This window comes from Bacteroidia bacterium, from assembly GCA_026932145.1.
In the GTDB taxonomy this organism is placed as follows: domain Bacteria; phylum Bacteroidota; class Bacteroidia; order J057; family JAIXKT01; genus JAIXKT01.
In genome coordinates this window covers 1-15,413 of the sequence record JAIXKT010000037.1, presented here as the reverse complement: position 1 = coordinate 15,413, position 15,413 = coordinate 1, and the positions used below count along the sequence as shown (strand labels likewise).

Below are 15,413 nucleotides of genomic sequence, written 5' to 3'. Positions count from 1 at the left end.
TTCTTATAAAAATAGGGAAGTTATAACCTTATCAGCAAAATGAAATCCTTCTTGGGTTAGAGCAATTTTGGTACTATCGGGTAGTAACCAGCCTTTTTGCTGAAGCGGTTGAACGACTTTTAACAATGACTGTTTTTGAAAGTTGGGAAAATTCTGCTCCGCCTCTTGCCATGTAAACCCTTGCTTCATGCGTAACTTAGTCAAAACAAAATCATTCCAAATAGTGTTTCCCACTAAAGTTTCTTGCCCAGCCTGTAAAGAACGATTTTCTCGGACAGCCCGAATATATTCAGAAACCGGCTTTATGTTCCAAGAACGTGTTTGGTTCACAAAAGAATGTGCCGCCGCTCCAATCCCTAAGTAAGGTTTCCTACTCCAATAACCAATATTATGTTTTGAATAATGCCCACTTAAAGCATAGTTAGAAATCTCATAACGTTCAAATTTGTTTTCTGTCAATATTTCATTTAACCAATTAGACTCAGACACCTGCTGTTCATCTAAAACCGGCGGATACTGGTTTTTCATAATATCCAAACTCAACTTTGTTTTGGATTCAACGGTAAGTGCGTATGCCGAAATATGCGGCACTTGTATTGACAATAACTGCTTAATAGTCTCATGAAATGAATTATTTTTTTCGGTCGGAATTCCATACATAACGTCTGCTGAAACTGAACGAAATCCTGCACTAAGAGTTGTTTTTAAAGCAGTACTTGCCGCATCGGCAGTGTGTCGGCGATTTAACCGTACCAATGTATCATCTGATAAAGATTGAATCCCCAAACTTAGCCGATTAATCCCTGTAGCTATGTATTGCTTACAGGTTTCTGCGGTAATATCTTCCGGATTTGCCTCAAGCGTAATTTCAGCATCAGAAAGGACTGAAAAATACTTAAATATCTGATTTAAAATACCTTCAATAGCTTGAATAGATAACACCGAAGGCGTTCCTCCACCAAAGTAAATAGTTTCTATCTTTTGAGAAAGATCATTACGGCGTAACCAAATCTCTGATTGAACAGCCTCAACATAATCTGCTAACCTTCTGTGATTTACCGTAAAGTAAAAATCACAATAAGAACAAGCACTTCTACAAAAAGGAATATGTACATAGATTCCTGCCATAGATTATTGGTTAAGCAAAGTTAGTTTTTTTTGCAAGCTCTCCCGATAATTATTGGCTAAACTATCTGGGTCAGGGAAAAAATCCCCAAAATTTTGATGCAATATCTGGGCAACTAACGGAGCAACTTCATAAGCAGCCCGTAAATCTGTGGTTTCTAAGCGTATTCTTCTGTCTAAAATATCATCAATTGTTAAGGCAAATTCAAATTGGCAAGCAAAAATCACATCCGCCGTAGTAAATGGGTATTTTTCTAACAGCCGAACAACTCCATATTGTTCAAAATAATCTATAAACCACTGGGATTCAGATCCATACTGCTGAATATGTTGCTGAATATCTGCTGGAATTGAGTTTGGGAATCTGGGTAAATCTCCAAATCCCGGAAGTTTATGACTCTCTGTTAAACTACTTTTTGCAGCGTTGCGAGTTGTTTTTTCCAACGCATTTAGGGTATCTTCGGCCATTTGGCGGTAGGTTGTCCATTTCCCACCCAGTAGATGAATGATATGCTCTGCCTCCCAAACTTCTACTTCATGGCTACGAATTAATGCCTCGGTAGGTTTTTCCGGATCTTCCAGAACCAATGGACGGTTCCCTGCAAAAACTGACTGAAAAGAAGTCTGGTGAAACTTAGTATCAATAACTTGCTTAAAATAGTCAATTAAATATTCTATATCTGATTGATCTGCATTAGGTTGTGAATATGAGTCATTTACGGCAGTGTCTGTTGTGCCAAAAAGAACTCCTTGCTGCCAAGGGAGCAAAAAAATAACCCTTCCATCCCAAGTCTTAGGTATTAAAACGCCGGTTTTGTGGGTTAATAACGTTTTAGGAAATACTAAATGCACTCCTTTAGAGGGTTTTAGCCTTGGCAAAATATTTGGGCGCGCCATCTGGCGGATTTTATCTGCCATAGCTCCTGTGCAGTTAATGAACCATTTTGCACGAATTTTCCCGCCTATCCCCGTTAAATTATCCAGAAACTGTATAGATTCTACTTGGTTTTCATGGTTTTTTAATAGTTCTGTACAAGCAACATAACTCAATATCTGTGCACCGGCTTTTTGGGCAGCACGAGCTACCGCAACGGCATAACGGGAATCATTAAACTGGCCGTCATAGTACAATATTCCTCCGGCAATTTTCTCCCGATTAAGTTCCGGAACTTTACTAAAAACTTCTTTAGCAGCAATAACTCTACTGGACGGCCAGCGTTTATCGCCAGAAATTAAGTCATATAGCCACAGGCCGATTTTGTAATACCAAGTTTCCCACCAGCGGTACACCGGAATAATTATCTCTAAGGGTTGAGCTAAGTGTGGCGCGTTGTGCAGCATCCTAACTCGTTCATGTAGAGCTTCTTGTACTAATTTATATTGCCCGTAGTCAAACTCACGGATAGCTTTTTCCAAATAACGAACTCCTCCATGCACCAATTTTGTGGATGCAGATGATGCCCCTTGCGCAAGGTCAAATGCTTCTATCAAAAGAACTTTATAGCCGCGCAATGCAGCTTCTAAAGCTACGCCACAACCGCTTGCTCCGCCTCCAATAACAACAATATCATACTCCTCCTGCTGTATTTCAGCTAAAAGTTGGCTACGCTTAGGTAGTTGAAAAAAGTTTTCAGTCAAAATTATTTTTTAAAATATGCAAGATATTTCTTGACATCAGACGTTAATAATGTAATAGATGCTGGCTCATTAGGTCATGCACTTCTTGACGTACTTTTTGGTGAACAGTTTCATCGTTTGGCTGGGTCAAAACTCTATCAATCATATCTGCAATTAAGGGCATATGTTCGGTAGTTAAGCCTCTTGAGGTGATGGCCGGTGTGCCAATACGGATACCGCTGGTTATGAAAGGAGTTTGTGGGTCATCGGGAATCATATTTTTATTAACCGTAATTTCGGCTTTACCTAAGGCTGCTTCAGCAACTTTCCCAGTAAGGTTTTTATTGCGTAAATCTATCAGCATCAGGTGATTATCTGTTCCGTCAGACACAATTTGATACCCTTTTTCTATCAATGATTTTGCGAGCGTTTGAGCATTTGCGATGATTTGCTTACAATAAGTTGTGTATTCCGGCAATAATGCTTCCCCAAACGCTACGGCCTTAGCGGCAATAACGTGCATTAATGGGCCGCCTTGGGTCCCGGGAAAGACAGACCAGTCCAACAATGCTGTTACTTTTTTAGGAGTACCTTTAGCGCGCTGCTCTATATTAGGTGTATCAAAATCCTGCCCCATCATGATCATGCCTCCGCGAGGGCCACGAAGGGTTTTATGGGTAGTAGTCGTTACAAAATGGCAGTGTGGTAATGGATTGTTTAGCAACTTGGTCGCGATTAACCCTGCTGGGTGCGCTATATCTGCCACTAAGAGAGCACCTACCTTATCTGCAACCTGGCGTAATGTAGCATAATCCCAATCTCTGGCATAAGCACTCGCTCCGCAAATAATCAGTTTCGGTTGAACTTTTTTAGCAATATCTTCAATTTGGTTGAAGTCAATAATTCCTGTTTGGGGATTAACGCCGTAAAAATGTGCTTCATATAATTTTCCGGAGAAATTTACCGGGCTACCGTGAGTTAGGTGGCCGCCATGTGCCAAATTAAAACCGAGTAGTTTATCGCCGGGTTTTAAAACGGCTGCCATTAAAGCGGCATTGGCTTGCGCCCCTGAATGTGGCTGAACATTAGCCCAAATAGCTCCAAACAAACGACAAGCCCGTTGAATCGCTAAATTTTCTACTTCATCCACAAATTGACAACCCCCGTAAAAACGTTTACCCGGTAAACCCTCTGCATATTTATTTGTTAAACATGACCCTGCAGCCTGCAATACTGCTGGACTTACAAAATTTTCAGATGCAATTAACTCAATGCCATACTGTTGGCGATGGTATTCTTTTTCTATCCAATTAAAAACTTCGTCTTGCACTATTATTATTTTTTTGCCTCAAAAATAAGTTATTTTTTTTCTACGTAGATGACAAAAATTGTAATATACTTATTATCAGATATATTATACAAAACCAGCTTATTATTTAACTTGAGGTATTGTTTTAAAACATCCAAGTGTCCGATAAAATAATTTCAACAAAAGCGATTTCGGTTAGGCAGAGTTGTGTAATTTCGCGGCTATGCCCCGCAACCCTGCTATTAAACGGGTACTGTTGATAGGTAGTGGTCCTATTGTTATCGGTCAGGCTTGCGAATTTGATTATTCCGGTTCACAAGCGGCTCGTTCACTTCGCGAAGAAGGTATCGAAGTATTTTTGATAAATTCTAATCCGGCAACAATTATGACGGATTCTTTTGCCGCAGACCATATTTTTTTACTTCCGTTAACACCCAAATCAATTCAAAAAATCATTTCTACACATTCTATAGATGCCGTTCTGCCAACTATGGGTGGCCAAACGGCCCTAAATCTCTGTATGGAATGTGAGCGTTTAGGCATCTGGAAACAACATGGTGTCCAGTTGATTGGTGTAGATGTGCAAGCAATAAAAAAAGCTGAAGACAGAGAGATATTCCGAAAACTCATGCAAGAAATCGGAGTTGATGTCCCCAAAGCTAAAATTGCCCGTTCTTTGTTAGAAGGTAAAGAAATAGCGCAGGCCATAGGATACCCGTTGGTAATTCGTCCATCTTATACCTTAGGCGGAACCGGAGGAGGTTTCGTCCATAAAAAAGAGGACTTTGAATCCGTGTTAATTCGTGGGCTTCAAGCAAGCCCTATCCATGAAGCATTGGTGGAGGAAAGTATTTTTGGATGGAAAGAATACGAATTAGAATTATTACAAGATAATACCGGTAATTTTATCATCATTTGTTCTATTGAAAATGTTGATCCTACCGGTATTCATACAGGGGATTCGGTAACGATAGCTCCTGCTTTAACGTTGCCGGATACTAAGTATCAGGAGATGCGGGATATTGCGCGGAAAATTGTTCGGGCAATAGGTAGTTTTGCCGGCGGTTGTAACGCTCAATTTGCGATGGACCCAGTATCCGGGCGAATCGTTACCATAGAAATCAACCCCAGAGTTTCTCGTTCTTCTGCCTTAGCGTCAAAGGCTACAGGATACCCTATTGCCAAAATAGCCGCTAAACTTGCTATCGGCTATACCTTAGATGAACTAAAAAATCAAATTACCAAAACGACTTCCGCCTGTTTTGAGCCAACCTTAGATTATGTAGTGGTCAAAATCCCCCGATGGAATTTTGATAAGTTTCATGGAGCAAACCGAGAACTCGGCCTGCAAATGAAATCCGTAGGAGAAGTAATGGCTATCGGAAGCACCTTTATTGAAGCACTGCAAAAAGCCTGTCAATCATTAGAAGTTAAGCGAAATGGATTAGGGGCTGACGGCAAAGAAACACGTAAACACGAAACTCTTCTGCATAACCTTGAACACCCCTCTTGGGATAGAATTTTCCAAATCCACGATGCTTTCCTATTTGGGATTCCCTTTAAGACAATCCAAAAACTTACCCAAATAGACCCCTGGTTTTTAAAACAAATAGAAAGTAGTACAAATTTTGAACGCGTTATCTCTAAATACACCTTAGATACAATTTCTGAGGATATTTTGCTGGAAGCTAAACGTTTTGGGTTTGCGGACAGACAAATAGCGCACCTTTTAGGCTGCTTAGAAAGTCAGGTTTACCACAAAAGAATTTCCCTTAGAATTGAGCGTACCTATCGTTGTGTAGATACTTGCGCTGCAGAATTTCCTGCCCAAACGCCTTATTATTACTCTACTTTTGGTGCCCAAACAGAATTAGTGCGAACAGAGAAAAAGAAAGTGATGATTTTAGGGTCTGGCCCAAATCGCATTGGACAAGGTATCGAATTTGACTATTGCTGCGTACACGGAGTTCTTGCCGCCAAAGAAGCCGGCTTTGAAACCATTATGGTGAATTGCAACCCGGAAACCGTTTCTACAGATTTTGACGTAGCCGATAAACTTTATTTTGAACCTGTTTTTTGGGAATACATTTATGACATTATCCGTCAAGAAAAACCCGAAGGTGTTATTGTTCAATTAGGAGGGCAAACGGCCTTAAAACTTGCCGAAAAACTCAATAAATACGGTGTAGCTATCATTGGAACAAGTTTTGACTCTATGGATACCGCCGAAGACAGAGGGCGTTTTTCGGAATTATTGAGGTCATTACAGATTCCGTATCCTGATTTTGGGGTTGCAGCACGTGCCGGCGATGCAATAACCATCACAGAAAGAATCGGCTATCCGGTTTTGGTACGCCCTTCATACGTACTTGGCGGGCAAGGTATGAGAATCATTATCAACGATGAAGCCCTTGAAGAGCACATCATAGACCTTCTCAAAGACTTACCCGGTAATCAAGTGCTGATTGACCAATTCTTGGATGGAGCTATCGAAGCAGAAGCAGACGCAATTTGTGATGGAGAAAACGTTCATATCATCGGTATTATGGAGCATATTGAGCCGGCGGGGATTCATTCCGGCGATTCTGCCTCCGTTTTGCCGCCTTTCTCTTTGCCCCCCGAAGCAATCACCAAAATTCAAGAATATACAACCAAAATAGCACTCGCCTTGCAGGTAAAAGGACTTATTAACGTCCAATTCGTTTATCATCAAGAACAAATAATGGTTATTGAGGCTAACCCCAGAGCATCTCGTACCTTACCATTTATCTGCAAAGCCTATCAGCAACCGTATGTAAACTTTGCTACCAAAATCATGTTAGGCATTAACAAGCTAACAGACTTTGAGTTTAGCCCAAAACTAAGCGGTTATGCCATGAAAATACCTGTTTTTTCATATCAAAAGTTTCCGGAGATTCAAAAAGAACTTGGGCCTGAAATGAAATCAACTGGTGAAGAAATCAGGTTTATGCAAAATCTTGAAGATGAGTTCTTTAAGAAATATTACGAAGAGCGTAACCTATTTTTAAGTAGATAAAATGAGCTTCTGGTATAAAATTCTCTTAGCTGGGATATTGTCCATAGCTGTTGGAGTTTTGCTTAGTTTACTCAGTAATAAATTCAATGATACCGGAGATTCTGTTTATTTTCAGCAACTTGAAAAACAACGAGCTGCAAAAGATCAGTATTTCCGGACTTCTCCGGATTCTCCCATGCCGGATTCTTTAAAGAATAGTTGGCTACCATTAAATTATTATCAGATAGACCCAAGTTTTCGAGTTGATGCTTTGGTAGAAAATCTGCCACAACCGCTACCTTATTCGGATGAACTTGAAATTACGGCACGAATTACTTTTGAAATTCACGGGAAAAAATGTGTTTGGATGGGTTTGAAGCCAAAACTTTCCCAGAATAATGAAATTTTGCTTGCTTTTCAAGATGGGACTTCCGGAAAAACTACTTACGGTGGCGGAAGGTTTATAGACATTTCGCCTAAGGATGCTGGATTCATAATTGACTTTAACACAGCATATTTACCGTATTGTGCTTTTAATGCTGACTATGTTTGTCCGCTTCCTCCGCCGGAAAACAAGACGGATATTATGATACTTGCGGGCGAACGGCTTCCCAAAAGTGTGCCGGCAACGCACTAAATTACTGACTGTTCTTGCCGGATTATATCCTGCCGAGCTTGGGCAGATTCTAATGACCCCATAATATGCTGCGCTTTTTCAATAACCCAATTCACCTGCTCGTCAATGGAGAGCGAAGTGGTATCTAAAACATAAGCATCTTGGGCTTGGCGAAGCGGAGATTCTTGTCTGGTAGTGTCAATTTCATCTCGAGAAAGTAGGTTTTCGCGTAGAACAGCTGCTGAGTAAGACTGTCCTTTTTCTGCAAATTCGAGTTTTCTTCGTTGAACTCTGGCATCTAATGTGGCTGTCATAAAGATTTTAAGTTCTGCATCGGGAAAAACAACCGTGCCGATGTCTCGCCCGTCCATCACCACACCTTTGTGAAGCCCCATACGCTGCTGCTGTTTTACCATATTCACCCGCACTTCTTTCAATGCACTTACTTCACTTACATAATTAGAAACCTCCAAACTGCGGATTTCTTTTTCTACACAAATGCCATTGAGATAGATTTCCCGTTGGTGCGTTTGGGCGTTGTTCTTAAACACTATGTGAATATCTAACAGAGCTTTTTTTACCTGCTCTAAATTGGTTATATCTACCTGATTTTGAATAAAATACAAGGTAACTGCTCGGTACATCGAGCCGGAATCAACGAATAGATAATGTAGTTTCTGTGCAACCAATTTTGCAGTAGTAGATTTTCCGCACCCGGCATATCCATCAATGGCAATATTGATTTTTTTCATGATTCCGAACCTTACGCAAAGATACTAATTTTTGCTGAACTTGATTTAACGGCATATTATTTTGTAATGCTCTTTTGGTATTTTATTTAGAACTTTGCACTGGTTAATAACTATGGAGGCTACGGAAGATATTGGTTGTGCAGAAATAGAAGTTGTTGGAGCAAGGACTCATAATTTAAAAAATATTCATGTAACAATTCCCCGAGATAAGTTGGTGGTAATAACCGGTGTAAGTGGTTCCGGAAAGTCATCATTAGCCTTTGATACCATATTTGCGGAGGGGCAACGAAGATATTTAGAGACTTTTTCTGCCTATGCCCGTCAGTTTATAGGAGAGTTAGAGCGCCCTGATGTGGATATTATAAACGGATTAAGTCCGGTTATTTCTATTGACCAAAAGACAACCTCTAAGAATCTGCGCTCTACTGTGGGCACGATAACAGATATTTATGATTTTTTACGATTACTATTTGCCCGAGCGAGTACTGCTTTCAGTTATTTAACGGGTGCAGAAATGCTCAGCCAATCCGAAGAAGAAATTCAATCTTCTATATTAGCTGCATTTGGCACAAAACCAACCATTATTATTGCTTCTTTGGTGCGCCAAAGGAAAGGACATTATAGAGAACTCTTTGAATCCATGATTAAATATGGTTATTCTAAGGCAAGAATAGATGGTGTTATCAAAGACCTCCGTCCCAAAATGCAGCTTGATAGATACGCAACCCACAACATTGAGTTAGTCATAGACTCTTTAATTCCGGAAAGTGATTTGAAGCGGTTTGAAAACTCTCTTAAATCTGCCTTTAAATTCGGGAATGGCTTGGTTGGAGTTTTATTACAGAGTTCATCCCCAAAAACATCAGACAGTGTCAGCTGGTATTGCAAAACGTTAATGGAGGTTTCTACCGGCCTGAGTTATTCGATGCCTGAACCCAATACCTTTTCTTTTAATTCTCCGGTGGGATCTTGCCCGGGATGCTCAGGCGTAGGTGAAGTCAAGATTTTGGATCTAAATAAAATTATTATTGATCCCTCAAAGCCTTTGTTGCACGGCGGCTGGGCTTTTGAAGAAGAAGATTCTTACATACATTACCACTATGTGAGTGTTTTAGTATCAGAGATAAAGGCAGTTGCCAAACGACATAAAATCAAACTTGAGAAGCCTTTTGCAGAATTGCCTACAGAACATCAAGATATACTGCTTCGTGGAGAAGATGAACAAGAAGATATTACTACTAAAGCAAAAAGAAAGGAACTGGATATTAGTGAGTTAATTCGTTTTTTTGAAAAAAATACTTTTCCCGGTATTTTGCAAATGATTACAAAGTTTTGCCTGTATGGAGGATCTATTGAAACCTATTTTAGCAAGTATTTTGATGTCGTAAAATGCCCTGAATGTGCTGGAACGCGCTTAAAAAAAGAAAGTTTATCTTTTAAGATAGATCAAAAAAATATCGGCGAGATTGCTGCTTTGGATATGCAGAAGTTAATGAACTGGTTATCAGAATTACCGGCTAAGCTCTCCAAAAGCCATGCTACAATAGCCGATCCGGTTCTTAAAGAGATTCGTAAGCGAGTCCAATTTTTATTGGACGTTGGGTTAGATTACCTAAGTTTGAACCGTCCGGCAGGCACTTTATCGGGTGGAGAAAGCCAGCGAATCCGATTAGCGACACAAATAGGCACACAGCTAAGCGGCGTTTTATACATATTAGACGAACCCAGCATCGGCCTGCATCAAAAAGATAATATGCGGCTTATCAACTCCTTAAAGTCGTTACGAGATTTAGGAAATAGCATTTTGGTGGTAGAGCATGATAAGGAAATCATGTTAGAATCTGATTATATCATAGACGTTGGGCCAGGTGCCGGGAAAAATGGGGGAAACATCATTAACGTTGGAGATAAAACCACTTTTTGCGCACAAGCTGGAATCACAGCAGATTATCTTAGTGGACGGCAGCAAATTCAAGTACCCAAAATCCGCAGAACAGGTAATGGTTATTTTCTTACTTTATCAGGAGCTACCGGCCATAATCTCAAAGATATTACGTTAAAATTACCGTTGGGAATGTTTGTGTGTGTTACGGGAGTATCCGGTTCTGGAAAGTCCACTATCATTCGGCACACATTATACCCAATTTTACACGAACACGTTTTTAAGCATCCGAAGCCAATATTACCCTTTAAGGAAATATCCGGTTTAGAATATATCAACAAAGTTATTGAGATAGATCAGTCGCCTATTGGCAAAACACCGCGCAGCAATCCGGCGACTTACACAAAGCTATTTGATGAGATACGTTCTTTTTTCGCGCTACTTCCTGAATCCCAAATACGGGGCTATAAGCCCGGACGGTTTTCTTTCAATATAAAAGGGGGAAGATGCGAAGAATGTAGTGGCGGCGGCAAAAAAGTAATCGAAATGGGATTCTTGCCGGATGTTTTGGTAGAATGCCCAAAGTGCCGAGGAAAACGCTATAATAGAGAAACATTAGAAGTCAGATATAAAGGGAAATCTATCAATGATGTGTTGGAAATGAGTGTAGAGCAGGCACTTACCTTTTTTGAAGCTCATCCTAAAATCAAACAAGTACTGCAAACCCTTTATGATGTCGGTTTAGGATACATTACACTTGGGCAGTCTTCTACAACGTTATCCGGCGGAGAAGCACAACGGGTTAAGGTAGCTACCGAACTCACCAAACGAGATACCGGAAAAACCATCTATATCTTAGATGAGCCAACTACCGGATTGCATTTTCAGGATATTGAAAATTTACTGAATGTTCTGAACCGCTTAGTAGGTAAAGGAAATACAGTGCTGGTAATAGAGCATAATTTAGATGTAATCAAGATAGCTGACTGGATTATAGACATGGGGCCTTATGGCGGTGAACGTGGCGGCTATATTATCGCCGAAGGAACGCCCGAAGATATTGCCCAAAATGACGCATCAGAAACAGGGAAATATCTCGTTAAAGAGCTAAATACAAACTAAAAAGGACTCGAAAAATTCGGATCTGTTAATACTGTTGAATCCGTAAGAGTCAACAAAAAGTCTTTTAGATTTTGTTTTTCGGTAGGAGAAAGTTGTAGGCCAAATTCTTTACCTGGCTTGGTCATTATCGGGTCTAATGACGGGGATAGCTTTACCTTGCTATTGTAGTGTTCAATAACTTCTTCTAAGGTTTTAAAGCGGCCATCGTGCATAAAGCTGGTTCTTAATCCGGCATTTCTGAGAGAAGGGCTTTTATACTTGCCTAAGTCCGCCGAGTTATGGGAAATATTATAGTATCCGGCATTGGTTTCATTAAATATAGAATCTAAGCCGATGTTATGCAGGTCGCTATCGGTAGTTAGCGGCACAGAATGGCAGTGAAAACAGTCCCCTTTTTCGGTATTAAACAAGATAAGCCCCTGCATTTCACTGGGTGTCAAAGCCGCTTCTCGGCGCATATAACGGTCAAACTTAGAGTTTCCGGAAATTAAAGTTCTCAAAAACTGCGCTAAGGCATAAGCGCATTTTTGGGAATCAATTATAGAAGATCCAAAAGCCTGATGAAATAACAACGGATATTTACTGTCATTTTGCAGACGAGAAACATCCGTTCCAAAAAAGATTTCTACTTCAAAGAGCATAGCTTTTTCTAAGTTTCCCTGCTTAGATCCATCCCATAAAAATTTACTTCCATATCCTAAGTTAATATGCGGAATAATGTTTGTTCCGGGAGTAGTAAATCCAGAACTTTGTAGGTGGCAGGTAGCACAGGCTTGCTTGCCGGTTGGATGCAGCAGTTTGTCATAATAAAGCATCCTCCCGAGCCTAACACCTTCTACGGTTGTTGGGTTATCGGGAGGAATTACCATATTGGGTAGATTCTTAGGAATCTGTATGTCAATATACGTAGGATTGTAGGGCGGAAAATTTGAATCTATCTTGGTGTCTTCCGACTTTTTACAAGAAATAACTCCCACAAATAGGGTGAGAGACAACAATAATAAATTAATTTTCCTCATTTTTCTATCAATTTAACGTAAAAACGTCCATTCCATTTTGTACTAATTTGGCCATAGCTGTGCTATCGTGCATCGAATAATTTCCGTCAATGTTAAAGTCATAATTTGCTGGGCTTTGATACCATTCGTTTAGGTTCATTTTTAGCTTTATTTGGTTGGAATTATTACTGATGCTAAAGTTTTGGATAATTTCGATTGGTACACGGTTTTTATTTTTGCCTAAGTGCATTGCATATCCGTAACTTGTAGTATCGGCTAAGAAGTTCCCTTCAAGTTTCATAAAGTGGTAGCCGCCTCCCATCATAGTTGGCCAAGCCATATTTACGTTGTCAAGTGTGTTTGGCAGGCCGTTATCTATATTGTGCAAGCTATCTAAGCCGATCAAAAATTTAACACTCTTATAGTCCCCAAAAGGTAGATTCGGTAACGTAAAAGAAATCTTTTGTGGGTCCCGTGCATCTACCAAAAACACATTGTCTAACAATACTTTTTCTCCGGTCTTTTTTTCAAATTCAAAGGCGGAGATATAAAATAGCAACTTAGTTACGCTGTAATTATTTCCGGCAGCATTTTTGTACTGAATTTTGTCAAATTCTAATGCTTGATTATCAACAGAAAAGCCCAACGTAAGTGTTGGTTTGTTTTCTACGGGTGGCGGGGTATCTTTATCTTTTTTACAAGCTGTAAATGATACAGACAGAACTAAAATTGCAATTAAAAAATATCTCATAGATAATTGACTAAACAAAAAAAATAGCTCAAAAAGTTCCTCTCAAAAAGTTAAAGCTATAAAAATTCAAAGGTGGCTTCTAAAAATTAGTTTTTTTTATTTTTTTCAGACACAAATCAGAATCCTTTTAAATCTGGGTTGAAAAAGTAAGTAATTGTACAAATTATTTTTTAATTCACATACAAAATTCTTATTTTTTATTCGATAATTCGCAACTAATTAACTAACTAATAGCATATTACGATGTAAATAAGTTTAATCTTTGAACTTGTTCAAGCCTGAATAAGTTGTAGGTAAGATTGATGAGTTCGATTATACCTGTTGCTCTTGCTATTCCTACAGATTTAACAGCAAGCCCGTTCATGCTTTGTTCCATAAAATCAAATACGTGTTCTACTCTTACCCTTGTTTTAGATTTTATCTTATTTTTTGCTTTTTGTTTATCCGTCAAAGGGTTACCTCTGTATCCTTTTTTGTGTATTTGGTTTTTAAGCCGGTATTTTCGGATTATTTTTTTGGTTTTTCTTTTCTGTATTTAATAAGTTAGATGCTAATGTGTTGCGAAATGCCTCAAAATCAACAACATCGCTTATTATTTCTAATGGGTTGCCAATTGCAGACAAACGTTCAATAGTAAATTGCTCGTCAAATAATCCTTTTTGGCCATTGGTTTTATACTCTTGTGATGTCATATTGTTTTCGTGTTAAATTATACGCAAATATACATATAATTGCTTGAATAACAATGATTTAAATTATAGAACCCACCATTAGTTAGTTAGTTAGTTAGTTAGTTAGTTAGTTAGTTGCGAATTATCGAATAAAAAATAAAAATTTTGTATGTGAATTAAAAAATATTTTGTACAATTGCTTACTTTTTCAACCCAGATTTAAAAGGATTCTGATTTGTGTCTGAAAAAAATAAAAAAAACTAATTTTTAGAAGCCCCCTTAAAGGGTTGTATTGATGAACTAACAAAACTGACGAATGAAAAAAGAACGACCGCATAACAGGCGTTTGGCACAATGGAGGGTGACGTGGTTAATTGAAAATTCTATCTCGCATCGGCTTTTATGGTTAAATGAAAGTTTTGTACTCCGAAATCCGCCACTTCGCCAAGCTGCTAAAACGTTATGAGCAATATAGCAGCACCCAAACGGTATTACTTCAACCACATAGACAACTGTAATATGTGTGGTTCAAAGACAGACACACATAAAATTCTTGGGAAACGATTAAATACTTCTCAAGGAAAAAATCCAAGAAACAAAATCGGTATAACGACAACGATTGTAAAATGTGCAAACTGTGGACTTATTTATTCAAATCCGCAACCTGTGCCGTTTGACATACAAGACCATTACGGAGTTCCGCCAGAAAGCTATTGGAAAGAAAATTATTTCACCATTACGGACAACTATTTTCAAGGCGAAATAGCAAGACTAAAGACACTACTTGACTTCAAGGACGGAATGAAATCGTTAGACATTGGTGCAGGCTTGGGAAAACAAATGATTGCATTGAGCAAAGCGGGTTTTGACACTTATGGTTTTGAACCTTCAAAACAATTTCACGAAAGAGCAATTTCAAAAATGAATATCAATCCTGACAAGTTAAAATTAGGAATGATTGAAGAAGTTGCATATCCCGAAAATCATTTTGATTTTATTTCGTTCGGTGCAGTTTTAGAACACCTGTACGACCCGTCTGACTCAATTTTGAAAGCAATGAAATGGCTAAAGCCAAATGGGATAATCCACATTGAAGTTCCTTCATCTAATTGGCTTATTGGAAAAATAATCAACTTGTTTTACAAACTAAAACGAACTGACTACGTTGGAAATTTAAGTCCAATGCACGAACCATTTCACTTATACGAGTTTGACCTTAAATCATTTCAAGAACACGCAAGACAAAACGACTACGAATTGGCTTTTCACGAATATTATATCTGCCAAACATTTATGCCTAAATTTGCGGACTATTTTTTGAAACCATATATGCAATGGACAAACAAAGGAATGCAATTATGTGTATGGTTGAAGAAAAGATAAATACTGCTCATAACAAAAAAATTGGCAATAGCGCCGGTGAAGTGCTTCTATTGGGCTTCTGTGCAATGTTGAACAGTAGTAATTCTATTGAGCATTTGTGCTAAAAGTCAGCTCCATCGCCAAGCTGCTAAAACGTTGAGCGACATTACGCCTGCGGCGTAGTTTTGTTCT

The 15,413-nt window shown here is 39.0% G+C and carries 13 protein-coding genes; 5 read left to right on the top strand and 8 right to left on the bottom strand.

Annotated features, from left to right (window positions below):
• Positions 1 to 3: 3 nt before the first annotated feature.
• From hemW to LC115_08385, 3 genes are read right to left on the bottom strand one after another with little or no spacing between them, the layout of a single operon-like run.
• Positions 4 to 1,128, bottom strand: a complete 1,125-nt coding sequence (gene hemW, locus LC115_08395) for a radical SAM family heme chaperone HemW (GenBank protein ID MCZ2356692.1) — start codon at positions 1,126 to 1,128, stop codon at positions 4 to 6.
• Positions 1,129 to 1,131: 3 nt separating this feature from the next.
• On the bottom strand, positions 1,132 to 2,763 hold the full coding sequence (locus tag LC115_08390) for a glycerol-3-phosphate dehydrogenase/oxidase (protein ID MCZ2356691.1): 1,632 nt from the start codon (positions 2,761 to 2,763) through the stop codon (positions 1,132 to 1,134).
• Positions 2,764 to 2,806: 43 nt separating this feature from the next.
• The gene (locus LC115_08385) at positions 2,807 to 4,075 is read right to left on the bottom strand and encodes a serine hydroxymethyltransferase (protein ID MCZ2356690.1); all 1,269 of its coding nucleotides are present in this window, start codon (positions 4,073 to 4,075) and stop codon (positions 2,807 to 2,809) included.
• A gap of 199 nt (positions 4,076 to 4,274) precedes the next feature.
• On the opposite strand from LC115_08385, the gene carB reads away from it, so the two are divergent.
• On the top strand, positions 4,275 to 7,088 hold the full coding sequence (gene carB, locus LC115_08380) for a carbamoyl-phosphate synthase large subunit (protein MCZ2356689.1): 2,814 nt from the start codon (positions 4,275 to 4,277) through the stop codon (positions 7,086 to 7,088).
• A 1-nt stretch (position 7,089) separates the two neighbouring features.
• On the top strand, positions 7,090 to 7,704 hold the full coding sequence (locus LC115_08375) for a DUF1684 domain-containing protein (GenBank protein ID MCZ2356688.1): 615 nt from the start codon (positions 7,090 to 7,092) through the stop codon (positions 7,702 to 7,704).
• Here LC115_08375 and cmk read toward each other — a convergent pair.
• On the bottom strand, positions 7,701 to 8,435 hold the full coding sequence (gene cmk / locus LC115_08370; GenBank protein ID MCZ2356687.1) for a (d)CMP kinase: 735 nt from the start codon (positions 8,433 to 8,435) through the stop codon (positions 7,701 to 7,703). The genes LC115_08375 and cmk overlap by 4 nt on opposite strands.
• Positions 8,436 to 8,547: 112 nt before the next feature.
• Between cmk and uvrA the strand changes: the two genes are divergently transcribed.
• Positions 8,548 to 11,439: an excinuclease ABC subunit UvrA gene (gene uvrA, locus LC115_08365; protein ID MCZ2356686.1), complete on the top strand. Its 2,892-nt coding sequence runs from the start codon at positions 8,548 to 8,550 to the stop codon at positions 11,437 to 11,439.
• Here the strand turns inward: uvrA and LC115_08360 are convergent.
• The 4 genes from LC115_08360 to LC115_08345 form a co-directional block, all read right to left on the bottom strand.
• Complete coding sequence (locus LC115_08360) at positions 11,436 to 12,458, bottom strand: cytochrome-c peroxidase (GenBank protein ID MCZ2356685.1); 1,023 nt, start codon at positions 12,456 to 12,458, stop codon at positions 11,436 to 11,438. The genes uvrA and LC115_08360 overlap by 4 nt on opposite strands.
• 7 nt (positions 12,459 to 12,465) lie before the next feature.
• Positions 12,466 to 13,188: a hypothetical protein gene (locus tag LC115_08355; GenBank protein MCZ2356684.1), complete on the bottom strand. Its 723-nt coding sequence runs from the start codon at positions 13,186 to 13,188 to the stop codon at positions 12,466 to 12,468.
• A 238-nt stretch (positions 13,189 to 13,426) separates the two neighbouring features.
• Complete coding sequence (locus LC115_08350; protein ID MCZ2356683.1) at positions 13,427 to 13,696, bottom strand: transposase; 270 nt, start codon at positions 13,694 to 13,696, stop codon at positions 13,427 to 13,429.
• The gene (locus tag LC115_08345; GenBank protein ID MCZ2356682.1) at positions 13,677 to 13,880 is read right to left on the bottom strand and encodes a hypothetical protein; all 204 of its coding nucleotides are present in this window, start codon (positions 13,878 to 13,880) and stop codon (positions 13,677 to 13,679) included. Before LC115_08345 ends, LC115_08350 begins: the two co-directional genes overlap by 20 nt.
• Positions 13,881 to 14,175: 295 nt before the next feature.
• Between LC115_08345 and LC115_08340 the strand changes: the two genes are divergently transcribed.
• Positions 14,176 to 14,325: a hypothetical protein gene (locus tag LC115_08340; GenBank protein ID MCZ2356681.1), complete on the top strand. Its 150-nt coding sequence runs from the start codon at positions 14,176 to 14,178 to the stop codon at positions 14,323 to 14,325.
• A complete protein-coding gene (locus LC115_08335) occupies positions 14,322 to 15,242 on the top strand; it encodes a class I SAM-dependent methyltransferase (GenBank protein MCZ2356680.1) in 921 nt (306 codons plus the stop codon). The genes LC115_08340 and LC115_08335 overlap by 4 nt, the downstream gene beginning before the upstream one ends.
• Positions 15,243 to 15,413 lie beyond the last annotated feature (171 nt).